This is a genomic window from Calothrix sp. FACHB-168, from assembly GCF_963889195.1.
GTDB classification, from domain to species: domain Bacteria; phylum Cyanobacteriota; class Cyanobacteriia; order Cyanobacteriales; family Nostocaceae; genus Aulosira; species Aulosira anomala_A.
The window spans coordinates 16,760-39,481 of record NZ_CAWPNJ010000057.1; the positions used below are offsets into that span (position 1 = coordinate 16,760).

14 protein-coding genes and 1 pseudogene are annotated in these 22,722 nt (G+C 40.7%); 7 read left to right on the forward strand and 8 right to left on the reverse strand.

Annotated features, from left to right (window positions below):
• Positions 1–9: 9 nt before the first annotated feature.
• A complete protein-coding gene (locus AACW45_RS29460) occupies positions 10–2,031 on the reverse strand; it encodes a heavy metal translocating P-type ATPase (RefSeq protein WP_190636559.1) in 2,022 nt (673 codons plus the stop codon).
• Positions 2,032–3,233: 1,202 nt separating this feature from the next.
• Here AACW45_RS29460 and lnt point away from each other — a divergent pair.
• Positions 3,234–4,919 carry an apolipoprotein N-acyltransferase gene (gene lnt, locus AACW45_RS29465; RefSeq protein WP_190636561.1) on the forward strand — a complete coding sequence of 562 codons (1,686 nt, stop codon included), beginning with the start codon at positions 3,234–3,236 and terminating at the stop codon, positions 4,917–4,919.
• Positions 4,920–5,001: 82 nt separating this feature from the next.
• On the opposite strand, the gene AACW45_RS29470 is transcribed toward lnt, so the two are convergent.
• The gene (locus AACW45_RS29470; RefSeq protein WP_190636563.1) at positions 5,002–5,433 is read right to left on the reverse strand and encodes an ArsR/SmtB family transcription factor; all 432 of its coding nucleotides are present in this window, start codon (positions 5,431–5,433) and stop codon (positions 5,002–5,004) included.
• Between the two features lie 133 nt (positions 5,434–5,566).
• Between AACW45_RS29470 and AACW45_RS29475 the strand changes: the two genes are divergently transcribed.
• From AACW45_RS29475 to AACW45_RS29495, 5 genes are all read left to right on the forward strand, one after another.
• Entirely contained in the window at positions 5,567–8,338 is a 2,772-nt protein-coding gene (locus AACW45_RS29475; protein WP_190636565.1) for a heavy metal translocating P-type ATPase, read from the forward strand.
• Positions 8,339–8,341: 3 nt separating this feature from the next.
• Positions 8,342–9,259: a cation diffusion facilitator family transporter gene (locus AACW45_RS29480; RefSeq protein ID WP_190636585.1), complete on the forward strand. Its 918-nt coding sequence runs from the start codon at positions 8,342–8,344 to the stop codon at positions 9,257–9,259.
• A 203-nt stretch (positions 9,260–9,462) separates the two neighbouring features.
• A complete protein-coding gene (locus tag AACW45_RS29485) occupies positions 9,463–9,864 on the forward strand; it encodes a hypothetical protein (RefSeq protein ID WP_190636587.1) in 402 nt (133 codons plus the stop codon).
• A 79-nt stretch (positions 9,865–9,943) separates the two neighbouring features.
• Positions 9,944–10,618: a cation diffusion facilitator family transporter gene (locus AACW45_RS29490; protein WP_190636589.1), complete on the forward strand. Its 675-nt coding sequence runs from the start codon at positions 9,944–9,946 to the stop codon at positions 10,616–10,618.
• Between the two features lie 84 nt (positions 10,619–10,702).
• The gene (locus tag AACW45_RS29495; protein WP_190636591.1) at positions 10,703–11,320 is read left to right on the forward strand and encodes a hypothetical protein; all 618 of its coding nucleotides are present in this window, start codon (positions 10,703–10,705) and stop codon (positions 11,318–11,320) included.
• Positions 11,321–11,339: 19 nt separating this feature from the next.
• On the opposite strand, the gene sigB is transcribed toward AACW45_RS29495, so the two are convergent.
• From sigB to AACW45_RS29520, 6 genes and pseudogenes are all read right to left on the reverse strand, one after another.
• Positions 11,340–12,344 carry a sigma-70 family RNA polymerase sigma factor SigB gene (gene sigB, locus AACW45_RS29500; RefSeq protein ID WP_190636593.1) on the reverse strand — a complete coding sequence of 335 codons (1,005 nt, stop codon included), beginning with the start codon at positions 12,342–12,344 and terminating at the stop codon, positions 11,340–11,342.
• A gap of 319 nt (positions 12,345–12,663) precedes the next feature.
• The gene (locus tag AACW45_RS29505) at positions 12,664–15,819 is read right to left on the reverse strand and encodes an efflux RND transporter permease subunit (protein ID WP_190636594.1); all 3,156 of its coding nucleotides are present in this window, start codon (positions 15,817–15,819) and stop codon (positions 12,664–12,666) included.
• A gap of 61 nt (positions 15,820–15,880) precedes the next feature.
• On the reverse strand, positions 15,881–16,507 hold the full coding sequence (locus tag AACW45_RS29510; RefSeq protein ID WP_190636596.1) for a class I SAM-dependent methyltransferase: 627 nt from the start codon (positions 16,505–16,507) through the stop codon (positions 15,881–15,883).
• A 208-nt stretch (positions 16,508–16,715) separates the two neighbouring features.
• Positions 16,716–18,419: an efflux RND transporter periplasmic adaptor subunit gene (locus AACW45_RS29515; protein WP_190636598.1), complete on the reverse strand. Its 1,704-nt coding sequence runs from the start codon at positions 18,417–18,419 to the stop codon at positions 16,716–16,718.
• A gap of 42 nt (positions 18,420–18,461) precedes the next feature.
• Entirely contained in the window at positions 18,462–18,563 is a 102-nt protein-coding gene (locus AACW45_RS38500) for a tail fiber protein (protein WP_368736700.1), read from the reverse strand.
• A 93-nt stretch (positions 18,564–18,656) separates the two neighbouring features.
• A pseudogene (locus tag AACW45_RS29520) lies at positions 18,657–18,963 on the reverse strand (DUF4277 domain-containing protein); the annotation flags it as partial.
• Positions 18,964–19,172: 209 nt separating this feature from the next.
• Here AACW45_RS29520 and AACW45_RS29525 point away from each other — a divergent pair.
• Positions 19,173–22,691, forward strand: coding sequence for a hypothetical protein (locus AACW45_RS29525; RefSeq protein ID WP_190636600.1), 3,519 nt, complete (start codon positions 19,173–19,175; stop codon positions 22,689–22,691).
• Positions 22,692–22,722: the final 31 nt, after the last annotated feature.

Below are 22,722 nucleotides of genomic sequence, written 5' to 3' on the forward strand. Positions count from 1 at the left end.
ATTTCCAGATCAATTCGCGCTCATGACTCGGGTTGAGTTAAAGATGGCAACTAAAGCGACACCGACATCCGCAAAAACTGCCTCCCACATGGTTGCAACTCCAAGAATACCCAGTACGATAAATACAGCTTTGACAGACATGGCAAAAATAATATTTTGCCAAACAATTTGATGAGTCTTTCTGCCAACTTTTATTGCTTCAGCTACTTTTGAAGGTGCATCTGTCATGAGTACAACATCAGCCGTTTCAATCGCCGCATCAGAGCCTAGCCCACCCATCGCCATACCCACATCGGCTCTAGCAATAACGGGTGCATCATTAATTCCATCACCGACAAAGACAACCTTATGATCTTTTCCAGCTGCTTGAAGGAGTTTTTCAATTGCATCAACTTTTCCTTCAGGCAGTAACCCAGCTACGTAAGAATCTAGACCCAACCTTTGAGCAATATTTGCAGCGACTGCCTCATTATCTCCCGTTAACATCACGATTTGCTTAACACCCAGTTTCTTTAGGGCAATAATTGCTTGTGCCGCATCTTGCTTAATTTCGTCAGCAATCAAAATATACCCAACGTAGCGATTATCTACCGCTAAATGAACGACTGTACCCTCAACATTGCAGGTATTGTGTTCAATGTTTTCTAGATGCAACAGGCGGTCATTTCCAGCAATAACTAGCTTGTTTTGTACCTTAGCTCGGATGCCGTGACCGGCTATTTCTTCGTAATCTTCAACTTCAGATAAATCAATCTTTTTCCCATAGGCTTCTCGGATAGATTGAGCGACAGGATGATTAGATTGCGATTCTACCTTTGCGGCCAGAGCAAGTAACTCGGCTTCACTAAACCCATTCTGAGGTTGAATTTGCGTTACTTTGAAAACACCTCTAGTCAGGGTTCCTGTTTTATCAAAAACGACTGTCTTAACGGCTGTGAGCGTATCTAGGAAGGTAGAGCCTTTGACTAAAATCCCTCGCTTGGCAGCACCCCCAACACCACCAAAGTATCCCAGTGGGATGCTAATGACGAGTCCACAGGGACAAGAAATAACTAACAGGATGAGGGCGCGGTAAACCCATAGATATCGATCAGCTGCGGTTGCTCCTGAAATAAATAGAGGGGGAAGTAGAGCCACTGCTAGTGAACCAAAAACGACAAATGGTGTGTAGTATCTGGCAAACTTGGTAATAAATTTCTCGGTATTAGCTTTTTTGCTAGAGGCATTTTGTACCAGTTCCAAAATCCTAGAGATTGAAGACTCACCAAAGAGTTTGGTAACTTTGATACTGAGAACACCCGTTTTATTGATCATCCCAGCCATCACGGATTCTTTAACTTTCACAGTGCGAGGCACTGATTCTCCGGTTAAAGCCGATGTATCGAGTTGAGAAGTACCTTGTAAAATCTCACCGTCTAAGGGAATCTTTTCCCCAGGCTTGACAAGGATAACATCCCCGATCGCTACTTGATCTGGTGATACTTTTTCGATTTTTCCATTCGTCTGCAAGTTGGCATAGTCAGGGCGTATCTCTAAAAGAGATTTGATCGATTTTTTAGAACGACTAACTGCGACTTCCTGAAATAATTCGCCAACCTTGAAGAACAACATTACGCCGACGGCTTCTGGTAGTTTGTGAATGGCAATTGCGCCCAAGGTCGCCACAGTCATCAAGAAATTCTCGTCAAAGACTCTGCCTTTAAGGATGTTGCGACCAGCGCTAGTCAAGACATTCCAGCCACTTAAGAGATAGGCAAGGATGAAAACCAGATATTCGCCAACTGAGTAAGGCGTATCGTGAAGTTGTTTTTCAAAAATTGAACCGAGGATAAACAGAATAACAACTAAAACAACAGGAGCTAGTTCCTTCTTGAGGCTGAAGTCTCCGTCACCATGATTATGCCCGTGATCATGGTCATGGTCATGGTCATCGTCATGGTCATGATTATGGACTCTGGGGTTGTGATTAACCTGACTATGATCGTCATCATGACCGCAACAATCCGAATGGTTTGAATGTGACTTTGGCATGATTGTATTTTTTTGAACAGCGAAGAACAGAATTTGAAATCTTAAATGCTACAGGAGCAGAACCGATAACGGAGAAAACAGTTTTCTTATGTTTATCTCTAATTAATCTTAAAAATAGCTCTATAGCTAACTCAATAAGTTTTTTGATAAAGCTGCCCACTTCTTACTTAATTTATGTCAAAGATTTAGCTTTTAGTCAAGCTAAAATAATGGCTATAAATCTTGATTTTAGATGAAAACCATTGTTGATTCAACGTCTCAAGTCAAAATTAAATTATAATTTGGAGTGAGAACTATTATTATTCTATAAATCTCCGTGCGAGAATAAAAATCATTAACAATTTAGATATTAATAAGAATGATTTTTATTGTCAAAAATTGCTGTTTGAAGCAATGATTTCAAGGTACTAAATGTACTACAATAGTGTTCGATCACCAAACAGCTTCATCTGTTAGCTGCTCTAATTTTTTTATGAGTGATATTTTTTTGTTTCAAGTATTGTGATACTGAATAGACAAAATCCAATATTTGTAGATAATGTTTAATATTAAAATAATTTATATTCAGTCCGGCAGATTAAAAGATTGACCCATTTGCTCCGCTGCTCATGTTTAGTTTTTAGTAAAAAGGCTCTTTGATTATACGCAGAGTTTTTCAGTATTAATTTTAGATATTTCAAACGTTTATATGTTTAGTTATACAAAATTTGAACATATAGGAACCTGACTTGAATTTTGAAAGTATAGTGAGACTACAATTTTTGTTCAACAAGGCTTTGAGCTTAAAAACTTTTCATTAATCGAACCGGAGTTTTAATATAAGGATATTTACTCCTTAGAGCTAATTTGTAAACTAGAGTAAAGTCTTTATCTCTTAAGGATTTCAGTGGTTTGAAATAGTCAAGCGTTTATTCTCTGAAAGTCATGCCTAGTACTGGATTAGGTATCCTTAAGATTTTATTTACGAATCAGCTTTTATTTAGAAACTAACTGACATAGCCCTTGTCTCCAATTAACAATCCATAAACTTTGAAATGGCACTATGCACTATATAGATGTTTCTCGTTTACTACCATTGGTAGAAACAAGTTAAAACCTCTTCACTGGCTCTAGAAGTGTATAAAACTTAAGGACAGTGTGGGTTGTCTGATAACCGCAATTCCCATAGAAATAAAAACTTTTGCCGTGACCAACTTTGATAAATGAAGAATTATTATTCTGTCTTTCGCCTTCTGCCTTCTAACTTCTACCTGCCAATGGTAAGTGGTATCTTGATGGGACTTAGTATTGTGCCCGTGGGGGCATGGCCTCTAGCATGGATTGCCTTGGCTCCTCTCTGGGTATTGGTTATTACCAGAGCGAAGCAGAAAAAGCCCTTAACCCTCTTTTCGAGGAATGGGGAACCCAAACGCCAAGAGCGTACATCCTTCGTTTTTCATCCTTCAGTTTGGTGGGGCATTGGCTATCACGGACTTGCACTGTCCTGGATCACTGGAATTCACCCTATGACTTGGATGGGAGTGAACTGGTGGGCAAGCTTGGCGATCGCCCTCTTTTGCTGGCTTTTCATCACCTTCTGGGGAACTGCATTAGTCGTCATCTGGGCAGTTGGGATGACGTTTCTCTGCTCACTTTTAATTCCTCCCAATTCCCAATTCCCCAATTCCCCAATTCCAACATGCTATCGTGTCCTAATTGGCGTTGCCCTGTGGTGTAGTCTTGAAGCAATCTGGAGCACTGGGCCACTGTGGTGGACTTCCCTGTCTTTTACTCAGAGTCCCTATAATCTGGCGATTTTGCATTTGGGTCAACTCTCTGGCCCTAGTACCGTTACAGCTGCGCTCGTAGCAGTAAATGGATTGATGGCAGAGGCGTGGATTAACCGTGGCAAAAATACGATTCATCACATCTCCACAAGCTTAAATTCCATCCATCTTAATTTGAGCTATTTAAACCTAGCCACTGGACTATTGGTGGGGTTGCACCTGCTCGGATTTGGACTGTACAGCCATCCTCTCAGAGAGCAACCAGAAGCGGCATTGAAGGTGGGTATTATTCAGGGGAACATCCCCAACAACATCAAGCTTTTCTCAGAAGGTAAGCGTCGCGCTTTGGAAAGATACACTAATGGCTATCAGACTTTAGCAAACCAAAGAGTCCAGGCGGTTTTAACACCAGAAGGAGCCTTACCATTTTTTTTGAATGAATTAAAGCGCAAGTCATTCTACTTAGCCATTTTGGACAAAGGCATTGTTACCTGGGTAGGAGCGTATGGAGAGCGGAGGCGTGCTTATACAAATAGTTTATTTACTATCATCGGCACTGGCGAGACTTTCAGTCGTTATGACAAAGTAAAGCTGGTGCCTTTGGGGGAGTACATTCCCTTTGAGCAACTTTTAGGCAGTATCGTTAATAGGCTTTCACCTTTGAAGGCTAACCTAGTTGCTGGGGAGCCAAACCAGCTATTTGAGACACCTTTTGGTCGAGCAATTGTGGGGATTTGCTACGAGTCGGCTTTTGCCCAGCATTTTCAACGTCAGGCAGCAGCAGGTGGGCAGTTTATCCTCACAGCATCTAACAATGCCCATTATAGTAAAGCAATGCCAGCCCAGCACCATGCCCAGGATGTAATGCGGGCTATTGAAACTGACCGCTGGGCAGTTCGAGCCACAAATACAGGCTATTCCGGCATCGTAAACCCTCATGGTAGAACTTTATGGATTTCTAGGATTAATACTTATGATGTTCATATACATACAGTTTATCGGCAGCATACGCAGACCTTATATGTGCGTTGGGGCGATTGGCTGACACCAATGCTATTGATGAGCGTTATCACAGGCATCAGCATTAGGTATGTTAATTTAGATGACTGGTTAAGTAAGTAACTACTAGCTACTTCCCTTTAATCAGTACTCATCGTAGATCAAAAAAATAAAAAAGCAAAGTTTTTCTTAACATTTTTGAAAGCTAAACACGTTGCGTAACAAAGTTTGTACTTATATTATTTTCATCTAAATGTTCCTCTACAGAACGGTACAGGTTAATGATATGACTGTCAGCCACACTGTAATAGACATTTTTACCTTCTCGACGATAGTTGACTAAACGCATCGCTTTAAATAATCGCAGTTGATGACAAACAGCTGATTCGGTCATTTTTGTTAATGCGGCTAAATCGCAAACACACAACTCTTGGTTAGCCAAAGCTGAGAGGAGGCGTAGGCGATTCGGATCTGCCAGGATTGCAAAAACTTCTGCTATTTGCTGTGCTTTAGAAGTTGCTAATATTTGCGTTTGAGTTGAACGCACATGATCTAAATGCACCAAATGAGTGTCACAGCTTGGCACATCAGAGTTTTGTCGGTTGTCGAAGTCTTGTTTTGCCTTGCCCTTGTTCATGGTCTTGTGCGTAAGTAATGGTTATCAATTCCAATCATACCTAAAATGAGAATCATTGTACAATTGAATAGTTTATCAATTGTTGTAGTAAGATATTGGCAGTTAACTTTGTAGTTTTTTATGTAAAGCTGCTATGACTCAAACCCCTGACTTCAAAACCCAGTTTTTTAAAGTTGATGGTATGGACTGCGGAGGCTGTGCTAAGAAAATTGAAGCTGGCTTGCAGCAGTTGCGCGGTGTAATGGGAGTATCGGTGAGCTTTGCAACTGCAAAAACCGAAGTTTTATATAACCCAGAGATCCTGAAAGAAGCTGAAATTATAAATCGTATAACTGCCTTGGGTTATACAGTTGAGCAGAGTAGTGAAGTAAAGTCTCATAATCACAGCGATTCTTGTGAAGGTGAACACGACCATAATCACGATCACGGTGATGTTGAAATGGCCGTTATTGGAAAACTACAGGCAAGAGTTGGTGGAATGGACTGTGGTAACTGTGCCAAAACTGTTGAAGCTGCCTTGCAGCAAATCGCCGGGGTTTTAGAGGCATCGGTTAGCTTTGCGACTGAAAGAATGCAGGTATCTTACGATCCGCAACAGGTTAGTGAAAAAACAATTTCCGACCGAGTTAAAGCTTTAGGTTATACAGTTGAACAGAGTCATGAAGTAAAGCCCCATAATCACATCCACTCCCATGACAGCGACCATGAGCATTTGGAAGTAGCTTCTCCTCAAAAACTACAAGCAAAAATCGGTGGGATGGATTGTGGCAGCTGTGCCAAAACTGTTGAGGTTGGCTTGCAGCAAATCGCCGGGGTTTTAGAGGTATCGGTTAGCTTTGCGACTGAAAGAATGCAGGTATCCTATGACCCCCAACAGGTAAATGAACAGACAATTTCAGATCGAGTTCGGACTCTGGGTTATACATTTGAACAGATTGGTGAGGCAAGTTCTCATCAACCTACCCACACTCGTAACCACGATAATTCAGTCTCGAAACCAACTCAAAAACGCGACCCAGCAAGCTGGAAATTCTGGATTAACAACCGCCGAGGACAGAGCGTAATTTTAGCAGGATTGGGGTTAGTACTGGGTTTGCTGACTCAACATTTGGCACTATCGGTTTGGATAGCAAGGGCTTTTTATGGAATTGGCATAGTAATTGCAGGCTATCCTATTGCACGGGCAGGTTTATTTGAGTTGCGCTTGCGCCGTGCCGATATGAATTTGCTAATGACTATTTCAGTTATTGGGGCAGTAATTTTGGGGGACTGGTTTGAGGCAACGCTAGTCCTGTTTTTGTTTTCTTTGGGTACAACACTGCAAGTTTTCACCTTTGGTCGCACGCGTAATGCTATCAGCGCTCTCATGGATTTGACTCCACCTACTGCTACTGTCAAGCGAGGGAATAAAGAAGTTACAGTTCCTGTTGAAAGTATTCAAGTTGGTGAAATTTTGACGCTTCGACCCGGAGGGCGCGTGGCGTTGGATGGCATAGTTATTTCTGGCAGCAGTGCCATTGACCAATCGCCAATTACAGGAGAGTCAATTCCAGAAGATAAAGCTCCAGGCGATACTGTCTTTGCTGGGACGTTGAACCAATCAGGCTTTTTAGAAGTTAAAGTAACTCACACTGTTAGTGATACGACTGTTTCTAAAATTATTCATTTGGTAGAATCAGCCCAAGGAAGTCGCGCTCCTTCTCAGCAGTGGGTAGATCGGTTTGCAGAGATATACACCCCAATTGTAATTTTGATTGCGATCGCCATTGCCCTAATTCCGCCCTTGGCTTTTGCTCAACCTTTTAACGTCTGGGTTTATCGGGCGCTAGTGATGTTGGTAATAGCTTGTCCCTGTGCTTTAGTCATTTCTACTCCTGTTTCAATCGTCAGCGCCATTGGTGCAGCAACTCGTAAGGGCGTTTTGTTCAAAGGGGGTAATGCCCTGGAAACCGCCGGACGTTTGACTACTTTTGCTTTTGATAAAACTGGTACAATCACGCAAGGGCTACCCATTGTACAAAAGGTTTATGACCTTGGCAAGGTAAGCGCAAACATGGTGTTACAGATTGCAGCTTCAGTTGAGCAACAGTCTGAACATCCGCTCTCCAAGGCAATTGTAGCCAAGGCTCATGAGCAAGGTATGGAGTTAGAAGCACCTATTAATTTTACAGCACTACCTGGGAAAGGGATTCAGGCTAACTTTAGGGAGCAACTGTACTTCATAGGCAATCAACGGTTATTTTTAGACCAAGGTATTCGCTTATCTGGTGAAGCTGAATCTTTGTTAGCTTCCATTGAACAACTCGGTCAAATTCCGGTGCTGATAGGGACAAATGAAGGGTTATTAGGAGCGATCGCACTTTCCGATGGCATCCGCTTGGAAGCGACAGAAGCCCTGCGACAGTTGAGGCGGGTTGGATTAAAGCGGTTGGTAATGTTGACAGGCGATCGCACTGCTGTTGCCAAGCAGATTGCCCAGCAAGTTGGAATTACAGAGTACCGAGCAGAACTGCTACCCGAAGATAAACTTGAAGAAATTCAACTCCTGCGTCAAAAAGGAGTAGTAGGTATGGTTGGGGATGGTATTAACGATGCCCCTGCGCTTGCTGCTGCGGATATCAGTTTTGCGGTTGGTGGAATAGATATTGCTCTGGAGACAGCAGATGTCGTGATCGTGGGAAGTGACCTGAGACGACTTGCTTATGCAGTAGAACTAAGCCGTCGCACTGTATCTGTAATTCAACAGAATGTTGTCTTTTCTTTAGTCACAAAAGGTTTATTTCTGCTGTTGGGAACCTTTGGATTTGTTGGGTTAGCTGTAGCCGTCTTAGCAGATACAGGGACTTCCTTATTAGTTACTGCAAATGGAATGCGGCTATTTAGAACTAAGACTGTGAAGGGTTAAGCAATGGTACACGACCACAAGCATCAGGGACATGAACACGTTCATGGCAACTACAACCGCGCTTTCGCAATTGGTACTGCCCTCAATATCGGATTTGTGATTGTCGAAGCAGTCTATGGCTACCGAGCAAACTCGCTTGCTTTGGTTGCCGATGCTGGTCACAATTTGAGTGATGTATTGGGACTACTATTAGCTTGGGGAGCAAGTGCCCTCACCCTACGACCACCAACCCGACGGCATACCTACGGATTGCGTCGTTCCTCAATTTTGGCGGCTCTCGTCAACGCACTTGTTCTCCTTCTAGCGATGGGTGCGATCGCTTGGGAAGCAGTTCGTCGCTTTAGCGAACCTAGCTCAGTATCGGGAGGTACAGTCATCGGCGTTGCTGTAGTAGGGATTATCATCAACACAGTTACTGCCTTGATGTTTATGTCCGGTCGTCAAAAGGACTTAAATATTCGAGGAGCGTTTCTGCACATGGCGGCTGATGCCGGAGTTTCGTTGGGGGTTGTATTAGCTGGCATTGCCATTGTTTTTACTGGCTGGTTGTGGTTTGATCCAGTTGTAAGTTTAATTATCGTTGTCGTAGTGGTAGTTGGAACCTGGCAACTGTTGAAAGACTCTCTAGACCTGGCATTAGATGCTGTACCAGCAGGTATTGAACCGCTTGCCGTCCGCACTTATCTAGCTGAACTCCGCGATGTAGCTGGTGTCCATGACCTTCATATTTGGGGTATGAGTACCACAGAGACAGCCCTTACAGCCCACTTGGTAATGCCCACAGGACATCCCGGCGATGCTTTTTTAGTCCAGGTAAATCGAGAGCTTCAAGATCATTTTGGAATTGAACACACCACGTTTCAGATAGAAACTGGCGATCCGAGTTACCCATGTCCTCTTGCTCAAGAAAACGTTGTTTAAAACTAATTAAGTAAGGGTAGATAAACTTGTAGTTCACCAATTCAAACATAATGGGTGTAAGTCCGGTAAAAGGGGAAAGGTTTATTTGCTTGGTCATAGATAATCGGTAAATTGAAACACAAGAGCATCTGGATCAATAAATTTCTGTTTCTCTTTCTATCTCCTCGTTCTGCAATTTACTCTTAACTAAGACGGTAAATTTTATGGACAAAGACATATTGCGAAAGAACTCTGTTCTGCATTGGCGAACGCTCCTATGTTTTGGATTCCAATGCAGTTATCGTCATCAACGAGCTGCATTCCGACTTTACCAAGCCTTGGCTGAACGGGAAGTTTTGGCATATCGACGAGAATTGTTACTCATCTTTGCTAGAAATGCCGAGAAATCTGCTGCTACCTACGCCATCCGGTTATTACACTTGAATGTTACAGTACCCCAGGATTTAGATACTTGGAGCAAACGTCTTTGGTATTGGTTATTAGTGCATAGTAAATCTCAGTGGGTGATTGCCTGGATTGAGTGGCAACAACACAAAGATGCTAGGCTTTATATTCGACTATTTCAAATGTATTCAATACTGTCACCGGCATTAAAACATCGTTGAGTATCCGTTATATTCCATTGCTTTAATTTTCATCTATCCTCAATTTTTAAACTAGAAGCTTTGAATGTAAAAAATAAAGATGAATTTTACCAACAAAAAATTGCGATATTCCCACCATTACTACACCACAACTGTAGATGATACGCAAAAGTTAAAGTTACTTTGGGTAATTTTAGGGCTGCGGAGTAGCCTATTTTTAATAGAATTAGGAGTTGGAATTTTGGGAGGTAGCCTGTCACTTTTAGCAGGTTCGGGACACCTATTCTCCGATGTTGTGACTTTGGGATTGACAGTGTTAGTAGTCTGGTTAACAGAGCGTCAATCTTCAGGTGAAACGAATTTTAAGTACCAGCAAATAGAAGCTTGGGTAGGGTTACTAAATGGGGCGAGTTTAGTAACTTTAGCTGGTTTCATTGCTTTAGAAGCTGTGGAACGTCTTCAATATCCTCAACCTGTATCAGGCTTACCCATGCTGGCTGTAGCTACCTTGAGCATAGTAATTAACGGTTTAACTATCCAACCATTGCACAAACATAGTCATCATGATTTGAATCTGCGGGGAGTTTTCTTACATGGGATTGCTGATGCTGGCAGTTCTATCGGTGTAATTCTGGCCGCTGGTTGTGTTTATTTTTTTAATTGGCTATGGGCAGATGCAGTAGCTAGTTTAATGGTTGCCTTGTTTTTGAGCATCAGTGCTATTTCTCTAATTAAAGATAGTCTGAGGCAGTTTCAACTTACTTGCAAGCTATGACGTTCGGTTCAGTTTGACACCTTGTCTCTTGACAGAAGCGATCGCCATAGTTAAGAATTCGACTACCAGCTGCCATGCACCACAATGTCACACCAATCAAAGATTAATGTAAGCTTGATGGGAGCGGTATTTCTGTCACTGCTCGTCACCCCAGTGTTAGCACATAACATTCAACTATCGGGGGATGTGGCTGGTACTTGGCACGTTGAACCAAATCACAGTCCCAAAGCAGGAGAAACAGCGAGAGTCTGGGTTGCACTCACCCGCAAGGGAGGGAAAATCTTGCCAGTGTCGGAGGCGAATTGCCAAATGGCTGTCTACTCTCAACCCCGTAAACAGGAAGATTCGCCTGTACTACAGCCTGCGGTGCAAGCGATTTCAGTTGAGAGATATCAGGGTATTCCTGGTGCAGATGTTGTTTTTCCTAAAACAGGAGCTTATCAGTTAGAGTTAGGTTGCACTCCCAAAGTCGAAAGTAATTTTAAACCCTTCCAGATGCAGTATGAGGTAATAGTAGCTAGTGGTGTAGCAGCATCGACACCAGCACCAGTTACAAGTTCTCAAAAAATTGAGCAAGAATTACCATCAAGTCAGTCAACCAAGTCTGGGAATCAATGGTTTACTGGAGCTATGGCGATCAGTGTCATTATTGCAGGTTTGGGAACCTTTTGGTGGATGAAGCAAAGGGTGAAAGTCAAATAACTGCTACAAGCGTTCAAAATTAAGGAGCATCAGCCAGATAGCTGTGTGAGTTAACCCCATATCTTCGTAGAAGTGTGAGAGCTTGTTGTTCCACTTGTCGCACTCGTTCCCGACAAATGCCCATACGTTGACTAATCTGTACCAGAGTAAGTTCGTGTTCACCTGCTAAACCAAAGCGCAAGATTAATACTTCCTTTTGCTGGGGAGTCAGCTTTGCTAATAGGTTGTGAATGTCTTGATAGAGTAATTCCCGCTCCGCGTAGCGTTCGGGAGATATTCCATGATCCTCCAGCATATCTTGCAATTGAGTATCCTGCTCAGGCCCAATTCGCATATCTAAGGAAACAGGTTGACGAGCAAACTGCAAACATTCTCGAATCTGACTGGGTTCCAGATTAAGCGCTTGGGCGATTTCAGTCACGTCGGCAGTGTAACCAAGCTTTTGAGATAACTCTCGTTGAACACGCTTAATTTTGTTCAGCTTATCACCCATGTGAATGGGTAAACGAATGGTGCGGGATTGTTGTGCAATCGCTCGTGTAATTTCCTGACGAATCCACCAGTAAGCATAAGTAGAAAACTTGTATCCAAGAGTTGGATCAAATTTCTCTACCCCTCGTTCTAGCCCCAATGTACCCTCTTGAATTAAGTCTAGAAACTCAATATTGCGTTTCTGGTATTTTTTAGCAATAGACACCACCAGCCGCAGATTAGCCTGAATCATCTTCTGCTTGGCAATTTTTCCTTGACTGAGTTGTTGCAGCAGCACATCTTCTTTCAACTGCATCTTGTTAGCCCATTCTTGCAGAGTGGGTTCACGCTGTAATTTTTCAGATAGTTTTTCCTTCGCAGTAATAATTGCTATCATTTGCTGAACTTGTTGAGCAAAAAAAATTTCTTGCTCATGGGTTAACAGAGGTATACGTCCAATTTGATGAAGATAGATACGCACTATATCTGCTGTAGATGAAAATTCGTTATTCTTGCTCTTAAGTTTAGTTACCTGAGATGCTGAGTTAGGCATGAATAGGTTAACCTCCATTGAATAAATATTGAATAAATTAAGATATTTATAAAAATATAAATGAAACACTAATTAATCGATACTGATAAATCTTACAAACTTCTTATCTAGCTCCATCTGAAACACTTTTCCGTGAGGTTTTACAGAGTTTATTAAACTTTAAAAAACTGTAAAGGTGTTCATTAAACAAGAAATATAGTTATCAAAGCTTTTAATATCTAGAATCTTAACAAATAAAAGGGAGGGTAAATATTTTTGACAGTTGATTGTTTTAGAAGATGAAAGCTGTAAAATTCGCATTTCATCCCTATCCCCAAAATCAATTTTCCAACACAGATCCCGCTACCTTCCCATTTTCCACAACAGCCGCAATTCGCTTAGGTAACAAAAACCGACCAAACTTAGAATATAAAGCAGGTAAAACCAGCAAAGTTAACGCCGTAGAAGTAAACAACCCACCTAACACTACAATCGAAAGAGGTTGCAAAATTTCCTTCCCTGGCCCCACTGAAATTATCAACGGAACTAAACCCAAAGCTGAAGTTAAAGATGTCATCAAAATAGCGTTGAGTCGTTCCATTGACCCAGCAATCAATACTTCTTTTAAAGACATTCCTATCGCAACTTTTGTAGTGTAATTATCTACTAATAATAATCCGTTTCGAGTAGCCACACCAAACAAAGTTACAAACCCCACCAATGAGGCTACAGAAACAACTCCACCTGTAAAAGCTACCGCAATTACTCCACCCACTAGTGCAATGGGCAAGTTAATCATAATCATTGCTGTTGAAGCGATTGATTTCACAGAAAGATACATTAGTACTGTAATCACAACAAAGGAAATAGCACTGAAAACCAGAATATTTTGTGAGGCTCGTTCTTCTGCTTCAAATTGACCCCCATATTGGATAAAATAACCTGAAGTAAGTTGCACTTGTGCCTTAACTTTATTTTGAATATCTGTCACTACAGAGCGCAAATCTCTGCCTTTAGCGTTAGCAGATACCACAATTAAACGCGAAACATTTTCTCTATTTATAGTATTAGGGCCAGTGCCATAGGCAACCGTAGCAACTTTAGCTAAGGGAATTTTATTCCCATCAGGGGTATCAACTAACAAATTCTCAATTGTTTGTAGATTTTTGCGATACTGTGGTTGCAACCACACAACCAAATCAAAGCTTTGTTGCTTCTCTAAAACTTGAGATACTGTTCTTCCATTGAGCGCAGTTTCAATAATATTAGATAATTGTCCAATAGTTAAACCATAACGAGATGCAGCAACACGGTCAAACTTAATTTGAATTTGTTCAACAGGGATCTGTGGTTCTAGTTGTAAATCTACAATTCCCGGAATAGATTTTATTGCGTCTTCAACTTGCTTTCCAAGCTTGCGAAGTTCTTCTAAGTCGGAACCAAAAATTTTGACCGCGATTTGACTCCTGACCCCAGACAAAATTTCATCAATACGGTGAGCAATAAATCCCCCAATATTAGATGCAGCCCCTGGTATTTTGTTAAATTCTTCGCGCAACCATTCCACAGTAGCTGCACGATTTTTCATTCCTTTGTCACTCAACCCAATATCAAGGTGAGCCAAATTCACAGGTGCAGCATCCGGATCATTGGGGGCGCGTCCGGCGCGTAATTGAATATACTTTAATCTAGGGTCGTCTTTGAGTTTATCTTCCAAAGCAAAAGCAGCACTATTGGTAGCTTCTAAAGATGTACCTGGGTAAAGTGCTAAAGTATTTACCAAAGTTGTTTCTTGGAATTCAGGTAAAAATGCCCGTCCTAAAGTTGGAAAAATAATAATTCCTGCTATCATTCCCGCCGCAGCCACAGTAATAACAACTATCGAATTTCTGATAGCAAAATCGAGAAAAGGGTAATAAATCCTTTTACAAACTCTTGGTACAAAGGGTTCCCTCACTGACATTTTATTGTGAGGTAATAAAATTGCACATAAAGCCGGACTTACAAGCAGCGCTTCTAAGCTAGAGACTACAACTACCACCAGATAACTAAGACCCATTGGGCCAAAAATCCGACCTTCCACACCAGCGAGGGCAAATATTGGAGAAAAGACGACTATAGTAATTAAAGTTGCCCCAATTAGAGATTCCTGGACTTCCTGTACTCCTTCAAAAACAATTTCCAGTACTGGACGCGGGTTGGGAGAGTATTTATTTTGTCGCAACAAACGAAAAACATTTTCTGCATAGACAATGGCATCATCGATCGCTGTACCAATGGCGATCGCTAATCCTCCCAAAGTCATTGTATTCAGCCCCAAGCCCAAAAAAGATAATACTTGCAATGAAAATATAAAAGTCAGGGCAAAATTCAACAGCACAACTCCAAGAGTCCGCCAATTCATTAAAAAAGGGATGAGGATAACTGCTGCAATGATACTACCTTCCACCAAGGCTGACCTGACATTTTCCACCGAAGTATCGATATAATCTGCTTGGCGGAAGGTTTGATTTACTTTAATTTCTTTCGGTAAACCTGCTTTTAGCTCAGATATTGCGGCTTCAATAGCGCGGGTGACGGTGGGAGTATCAGCTAGGGGTTGTTTATTCACCATCACCACAACAGCATCTTTCCCATTTAAACTACCATCGCCGATTTTCACAGCACCACCAATTTGCACTTGGGCGACATCTCTCAGGCGGACGGGCGTTCCTTGACGAGCGACAATGACAGATTGTTGAAGATCATCAAGGGATTCAATCCGCCCAATTCCCCGAATTAAAGTTTGTTTGTCAGGAGTAGTCAAAAAGCCACCAGGAGCATTGACATTTGCCGCTTGTACGGCTTCACTTACCTGTTGTAAAGATACATTAAAAGCTTGTAGTTTATTGGGGTCTACTAACACTTGATACTGACGCACATCGCCGCCATACACAAGTACTTGACTGACACCGGGAACTGCTAAAAGGCGATTCGTCACTTGCCAATCAACAATTCTGCGGACTTCCATGAGGTCGATTTTGGTGGCAGATTGGTTATTGCCTTCCCCTTCCACAGTCAAGGCGTACTTTAATACAGTACCGATGGGGGAGCTTGTGGGGGCAATTCGTGGGGTTTCGACTCCTTCTGGTAGCTTGCTTATGGCTTGTTGCAGTCGTTCTTGTATCAACTGGCGGGCTTGAAAGATATCTGTTCCCCAGCCAAAAACAACTCTGACTACAGAAAGTCCGGCTGAAGAAGAGGAACGAACGGTAGTTAAGCCTGGGGTTCCATTAATGGCACTTTCAATTGGTAATGTCACCAAAGATTCGATTTCTTCTGGTGCTAGTCCAGGGGCTGCTGTCTCAATTTCGACTTGGGGAGGTGCAAAGGCTGGAAAAACATCCAGGGGCATTTTGGGGATGGTATTAAAGATGATGACTAATGTGGAAATGAGTGCAGCAATTACTACGAGCCAGCGTCGAGAAATTACCCATCTAGCAACTGTACTAATCATTTAGTTTTTGGTTAAGAAATGGCGAAGGGTTTGTTTCTTTGTGATAAACGGGTGAGAAAATTTAAATATTAGGTGTGGCTGTTGCTAGCATCAAGCCCCAAATCAACCCAAGGCGAACTTTAGTTGCGCCACATATTTCAAAGTTTGAGGAAGTAAGCAGTTGATGAAATTCAGCTTGGGAGTAACACTGCTTGTGTCCTGAATCAAATATTTTCAATAAAAAGTCGCATATTTTACACAAAATATAATCTCTGCACCAATCCAAAATTACTAATTTACCATCAGGCTTGAGAACCCTTTTCATTTCCGCCAATGCAGCATCGGGGTCATCAAAATAGTGAAACGAATTAGCAGATACAACTACATCAAAACTGCTACTACTAAAAGGTAATGCCGATGCAGATGCAGTGGAAAATGAGACATTAAGGTAATTACGACATTTCTGTTTAGCAACGAGCAGCATATTTTCAGAAATATCTACTCCCATAATCTGTTGTGTTGGATTGTCATTGAGTAGTAAATGCTCAAATTCCCCTGTTCCACAGGCGACATCAAGAATTGTGGCTTGTGGCGAGATATGCGTCCAAGTTTTGAGAAAAGTAAGTGTCTTGGTGATATAAGTATTCCACCTCTGGTCATAGAAATGCGCCATTTGGTCATACTGTTGGCGAACTACTGTCTCACTCATAAGTACACAAGGAGTTGATAATTGTTCTAAATTTACAGCATTCCTAAATAGGATATGAACAAACTACATTCTTATAATCTTTACGTCTGGAGCATGAGATTTATAAACTGTTCTGTTTACAATCTAAATAGTCTTGCTGTAGGTTGGTTTGATGTTAGAAAATCTAACAGAACCCAACTTCAGTTATTATCTGCAACTTCACTAATTTCTAAATACCATCTGAATTTCGAGGACGATCATGCTCCTCAACATTTTTATCAGAAGTAGACAGGGTTGGTTGCTTGTGGTTATCGAGATAAACCTCTGTTTCATAATTGAACCCGTCGTACTCTAAATTACCTGCTGGTACTAAACGTGAACGGGTACGACGATTAGACCAAAAAGCACCTCCCATGAAAGCAACTGTCGCAAGTGCTGCTCCTCCACCTGCTGTTAACCACAAGGGTGGTGAGAAACTGTTAGTTTTAACTTCAGTTTCTTCTGCGGGAGAACCGCTTTCTTCGTTGTGTTCTTCTTTTGGTTTATTATCACCCCGCAATGATTGAGCGTAAAGTTGGGGCGCACGTTGGGTGACGATCGCATCTCCCTCAAACAAACCCGTCTTCACCTCAACCATGTCCCCAGAGGTTTGGCCCAAGGTCACTTCCGCAGATTGGAAAGCATTCCCATTTTGGACGTAGATCATTTTTTTCCCATTCGCATCAACTACAGCCGAGCTAGGAACCGCCAAGATAGGTGCGGATGCTTGGTTTGTTAGTACCTCCAATTCCGCAAACATTCCAGGTTTGAGTTGTCCGCCTGGATTATTTACTTCAGCTTGTACTGGGACAACCCGTGTTTCCCCTTGTACTACCGCACCAATCTGTGTAATCCTTCCAGAAAAGGTACGGTCTGGTAAGCTAGCAACTTTTAGACTTACTCTTTGACCTACTTTTACTTTGTCTAAATCTTTTTCATAAATATTGGCTGTGGCAAAAACCCGACTATCATTGACAATAGTCATGAGTGTGCCACCTGCATCATTAAAAGTTTGACCAAGGGTAACTTGGCGATCGGCAACTTTACCGGAGATGGGAGCAGTCACTGTCACCAATCCCTTGGCGTTAGGACGGTTGCCTATTTGTTGCAGTCTAGTATTATAAGCAGAATCACTAAGACGTAAACGCTCTTGTGCTACTTGAACAGCAGACTGAGCACGTTTCATTTGGGCTTCGCTTTCAATGATATCTCGTCTGCTGTTAGCTGAGGTGAGTTTGGCTTTTGCTTCCGCTAATTGTGTTTGAGATTCGAGCGCGTTGCGACGTGGTAAAGCGCCTTCATTAGCTAACTGTAAATCCTTATTATATTTTTCTTCAGCAAATGCTACCTGGCTTTGTGCTTGGGCAATGTCGGCGTTAGATATTTGTAAATATCTTTGATAATTTTGTTGAGCTAATCTTGAATCGGCTTGCGCTTGCTGCAAAGAAGCTATAGCTTCCGCTCGTTTTTCTTGGGAACTCACCCGTAACTCCACCAAGTCAGGACTGGTGACAACGGCAAGGGGTTGACCTTTTTTGACTACAGCACCGGGTTCCACCAACAATTCAACCACTTTTGCCCCTGTAATAGGGGTATTCACTTCCACTTTTTGGCTAGGTAAGGTTTCAATCTGTCCAGTGCTTTTAATACCCAAAGCTAGCCGTTGCCGTTTCACTGGTTCGACTTTAATTCCCAACCTCTGGGCGGTTTCGGCATCAACTTCGACAGAACCACTTGCTTCGCTTCCACTACCCTGAAATGAACTTCCACCAGTATGATCGTGTCCAGCACCAGCTAACACAGATGTGGGAGTTGTCAGTAATAAAAGGCTCAGGACTGTGCCGGAAACACAACGAATTACTGTAGGTGGTTGGAGACTGTTAGAGATTCCCATCGCTATTTTGTGTCCTTGAGTTACTATGGTCTGGATTTGTGCTTAGACGTTGGTTGACTTTTTAAGCGGGATTTGGGGAACCGCTTTTGGCAAGCAAGCTAGCGTTTCGCTCTTGGAATTTGTTCGCGAAGCTAACTTAACCACTTAACTTAATAGTTTTTCACACAGATATGAAATTAGGATGAAATTAAGACGAGTGATTAGCATTCAAGCAAAAGTTATTTGTTGATAATGAACTAGACGGTCATCGTTTAAGTGTTCTGGATGTATCTCCTCTCCCAGTAGGTGTTCTGTAGCTTTGCCAATAAAAAATTTTTCAAACAGATATAATGGGGCGCTGACAAACCCTAATCCGTTGAGAATCATTGCTTTTACCACTTGACCTGCACTGATTATTTCTTGCGGATGGCAACGGCAACAAGCAGCCATTGATTTGCTCTACTAGTTCCATTTCGTCACAGATGCCTGCGACTATCCCGCAGTGGTCAATATCCTGTACTCTTATATCTAATGGTGATGCTGTAATGCTTCCAAAATGCTGCATTTAGGTCATTTTTCAAAATAAAGTATTTACGATCGCACCTGCGAAATGTGGGGTACAGGCAATGGCTATATACTTTCCCTGAAAAGGGTCTATTTTTGTGAATATAAAATGATTTCTTCGTAATATTAGTTGTATTATATTGAGCTAATTATAAGAAGCTAAACAACACATAACCCGGTTTCACTTAACTAAAAAAGGGGCGATACAGAGTGGAGAATCAGAATCAGTTAAGGGAAGAAAGAAATCGACTACCGCGACCAGATTATAGAGATTTGCTCTCAAAAATAGATGAGGAATTGAATGGAGAGTCAGGAGGAAAAATATTTTTTTTGAAAAAAGACTCTAATAACGGGAGATTAAGATTAATCGTTGATATTCATGCCTTTGCTTACCAGATAGCTAAAGCTAAAGATATAAGATTACCGTTGTCAAAAGACGAAAAAACATATCGAGCGTCAATAAATATGACCGATGCTTGTCGCGAGGTATTTAAAAATAAAATTAAATCAATAAAAGCGACTTTATCCAAACTTTTAATAGATGAAATTAGGAATAGCACAGGTTTAAATTCCAATGCACAAATCGCAGATAATATCATTGAGCAATTAATTGATTCAATGCTTACGCCCTTGGCAAAAAAACCTCAAAACTCTTCCTTATTTACCTGGGATTTTCCCCAGTCGCCTGGATTAGGTAGCCAAGAACTAGCCTTAGAGTCTGAGTTTGATAATCCTGCGATTATAAACCACAAAGTCACCATAGAAATAAATAGTGCAACTCGATTCCGCGAACTTGTATTAACGGCACTAGAAAACTATGTTCGTCTGAAGATGAATGATGAGTCAGAACTATCTGATTATGTAATTCGCAATGTAAGAACTAATCTGGAGTCTATCAAGATTCATGGCTCTCAGGAATTATCATTACTTGAAAAATTAATTAATCAAGAAACAATCGGAAGATTAAAAAGAGAAGCGGAGATAAATTTTTTAGAATTTTGGGCAGAAGTGATTGGTGAAGAATGTAACGATTTAAGTAAAAACAGAGAAGTCATATATAAGGATGGTAAAGGAGAAAATTCACGTCAAATATCATCCCACGAAGCATCATTTTATTTGAAAGACTACAGTAGACGCATTAGATTATTAGAAAAATTCATCAATGACCCGAAGAAAGCTGATGATTATTACGATTTAATATATCAGGGTGTGACCGTAAATATTAAAGAATTATTTTCTCGTAGGGATGCTTTTTTTGAATTACCTATTGTTGGGCAAATTAATGGTTGTATTGGGCAGACAGATGACCCACGTTTAGGTATAACATCAATAACTTTTGGATTAAAATTTAAATTCAATGGGCGCGTCAATAATCCAGTTAAATACGCTACTTCATTCGCTTACGGACTTGACATAATTAACCCAAATTCAAACTTAAATAATCAACAAATTGATGAAAAACCCCCGCAAGAAAGAGATTGGCAGGTTGAAAAAATAATTAAATATTTTATTCTTTATTATTTTGCATTTGCGTGTCCTAATCCCTCAGATCCCTCAGAAGTAAATTATCGTTATCAAGATGTTCTCCAATTTGATGTAGTTAAGGATTTTACAGACAAAGTATTGCCTATTTTCAGTAACCCAGATAATCAGAGTGATGCAAATAAGCAAAACTTGTTGGTGCAGTTTGTTAGTGATATTAATCAAGATTTAGTTTCACACAACCTAAAAACAATAGTAAAACTTATCCAAAAATATTTAAAATATCCAAATTTTTTATTATCAGATGAGAAACAAATAAGTATTGGGATATCAAAGAAATTACTGGTTTCTGAATTGACAGAAATAAGTAGTACCGATAGATTTTTTGCAGAAGAACTTTCTTCGGGTAATTTGAAACAATGTCTCAAGCATATCTTTATTTCCCTACAGGGGGTAACAAAAGAAGCAATTATCCAGCTACCCGTAAAGCTGAAATTTGAGACAGATAATTTCTATCGAGCAGCAAAAAAATGTGAGTTTGATATGGCTTATCAAACTGACGATATACAAATGCTCACTGTCTTTCATAAGTTTGTAAAATCTAATAATGCACAACAGTTTGAGCGCGATAAAAAAAATATAAAACAACTTGCACAATTATTAGGTAAAAAACCTGATCTCCTGAAGCAAGTTAATACACTTAACAATGCTGACGAAGCTAGTGATTTACTCAGCAGTGTTGTATTTGATGGCTCAATTATAGAGTTTCAAATAGGGGAGGTTTCTTTAGAAAAAGCTACAGAAGAAGGGCGTTTCAAATACGAGCTTACATTAAAGACCCTTGGATTTATAATCCTAGAACTTCTCACTAGTAGGGTGAAAAAAAACAAAAGTTTATTTGTAGGGCAGTGGATACTGCATGAAACACCGGAAGAAAAAACAACACAACAGGAAGCACTAATTCGTCAAACGGTTAAAGAATGGAATCACTTATTAAGTGATTTTATGTTCATCAATTCTCAAGGGATAGTTTTACCGGAAATTGACCGTTTTAGAATTGCTAATGCGAAGAAATCACTGTACTCTGTATTACCTCAAAAATACCATAGCAAAAATAACGATAAACGGATACTAAAAAAATTATTAATAGTAATGGTGTCTAGTAACAAGTGTGATGCTCGTTCGTCACGTTTGGAAGATAATTATATTGCGAATTTGACAGGTGAAATAGTAGCGGTGGAGGACACCGAAACTGGTATAAAGATAAATCGAGTTAAAACTTTAGCAGGTAATTACTGGTTAGATGAATTGCATCGCACTCCGTGGGCGCTTCGAGATGTAATTAATGAGATGTACGATAAGGGTTTTAAGGATGTTTTATACATCGCTAAAACTCCCTTTTCTGAACAATTGCGAGTGACAGACCAACAAAATGAATTATTTTTTATGTCACCCGATATAATAAAGTTCCTCAAAGATATTGCCGATGATCTAATAATATACCCTGCTTTATATGACAGTTACAGTGCCTTGTGCATTGACGATAAAACTCAAGAAGAAACCTTATATATTCAGGATGTACGACAACTAAGTAACTTATTTAACGACCCCAATCGCTCCCAGGTAATATTTTTTAATTTGCTTACAGTAAAGACCATAGAGAAAGATAGGACTTTTTATAACACTGCAACGACTTATTCAACACTTTTGAATGCTCATCCAGGTGATGCACTCGACATGACGAAGGTTATGAATGGTCTAATTAAGGAAGGTCAATTAAAAAATGATATTACGTTTTATTTGACACTATTGCATTATTCCAGATACGAAAAGAAACAAAGTAAGTCGGAGAAATTGTTACCTAAGCTTGACCCACTTAACGATATAATTGGCGATAATGCAATCGGCAGATCATCGGCAAGAGGTAAGCATTGCATTCCTGGGGTGCAGATGAATTATCTTGCATGGTTGACAGAAGTTGACAACGCCTTGGGTGACTCAAGAGATGTAAAAGATGTGATTAATGATTCTGCCAATTCATCTCAAACCCTACTTGCCTTTCTTCAAGAGATTGAGAATTTTTTGGATAAACACGAAATAACAGACCCGTGGACAGAACTTCCTAGAGATTATAATGATTTCTTAGTGAGGCACTATAACCACCCAATTTTACGAGAACGAATTTACTTGATACTAGAAAATAATCGTTGGGAGATTGAAAACGGTAATGTTCAAGTTCAATTTTAATTGAACTATAAGACATTTTATTTATATCAAT

Excerpts from the sequence above, each read along its gene's own strand:
- AACW45_RS29460 (WP_190636559.1), bottom strand. The coding sequence starts at position 2,031 with ATGCCAAAGTCACATTCAAACCATTCGGATTGTTGCGGTCATGATGAC.
- lnt (WP_190636561.1), top strand. The coding sequence starts at position 3,234 with ATGAAGAATTATTATTCTGTCTTTCGCCTTCTGCCTTCTAACTTCTAC.
- AACW45_RS29470 (WP_190636563.1), bottom strand. The coding sequence starts at position 5,433 with ATGAACAAGGGCAAGGCAAAACAAGACTTCGACAACCGACAAAACTCT.
- AACW45_RS29475 (WP_190636565.1), top strand. The coding sequence starts at position 5,567 with ATGACTCAAACCCCTGACTTCAAAACCCAGTTTTTTAAAGTTGATGGT.
- AACW45_RS29480 (WP_190636585.1), top strand. The coding sequence starts at position 8,342 with ATGGTACACGACCACAAGCATCAGGGACATGAACACGTTCATGGCAAC.
- AACW45_RS29485 (WP_190636587.1), top strand. The coding sequence starts at position 9,463 with ATGGACAAAGACATATTGCGAAAGAACTCTGTTCTGCATTGGCGAACG.
- AACW45_RS29490 (WP_190636589.1), top strand. The coding sequence starts at position 9,944 with ATGAATTTTACCAACAAAAAATTGCGATATTCCCACCATTACTACACC.
- AACW45_RS29495 (WP_190636591.1), top strand. The coding sequence starts at position 10,703 with ATGTCACACCAATCAAAGATTAATGTAAGCTTGATGGGAGCGGTATTT.
- sigB (WP_190636593.1), bottom strand. The coding sequence starts at position 12,344 with ATGCCTAACTCAGCATCTCAGGTAACTAAACTTAAGAGCAAGAATAAC.
- AACW45_RS29505 (WP_190636594.1), bottom strand. The coding sequence starts at position 15,819 with ATGATTAGTACAGTTGCTAGATGGGTAATTTCTCGACGCTGGCTCGTA.
- AACW45_RS29510 (WP_190636596.1), bottom strand. The coding sequence starts at position 16,507 with ATGAGTGAGACAGTAGTTCGCCAACAGTATGACCAAATGGCGCATTTC.
- AACW45_RS29515 (WP_190636598.1), bottom strand. The coding sequence starts at position 18,419 with ATGGGAATCTCTAACAGTCTCCAACCACCTACAGTAATTCGTTGTGTT.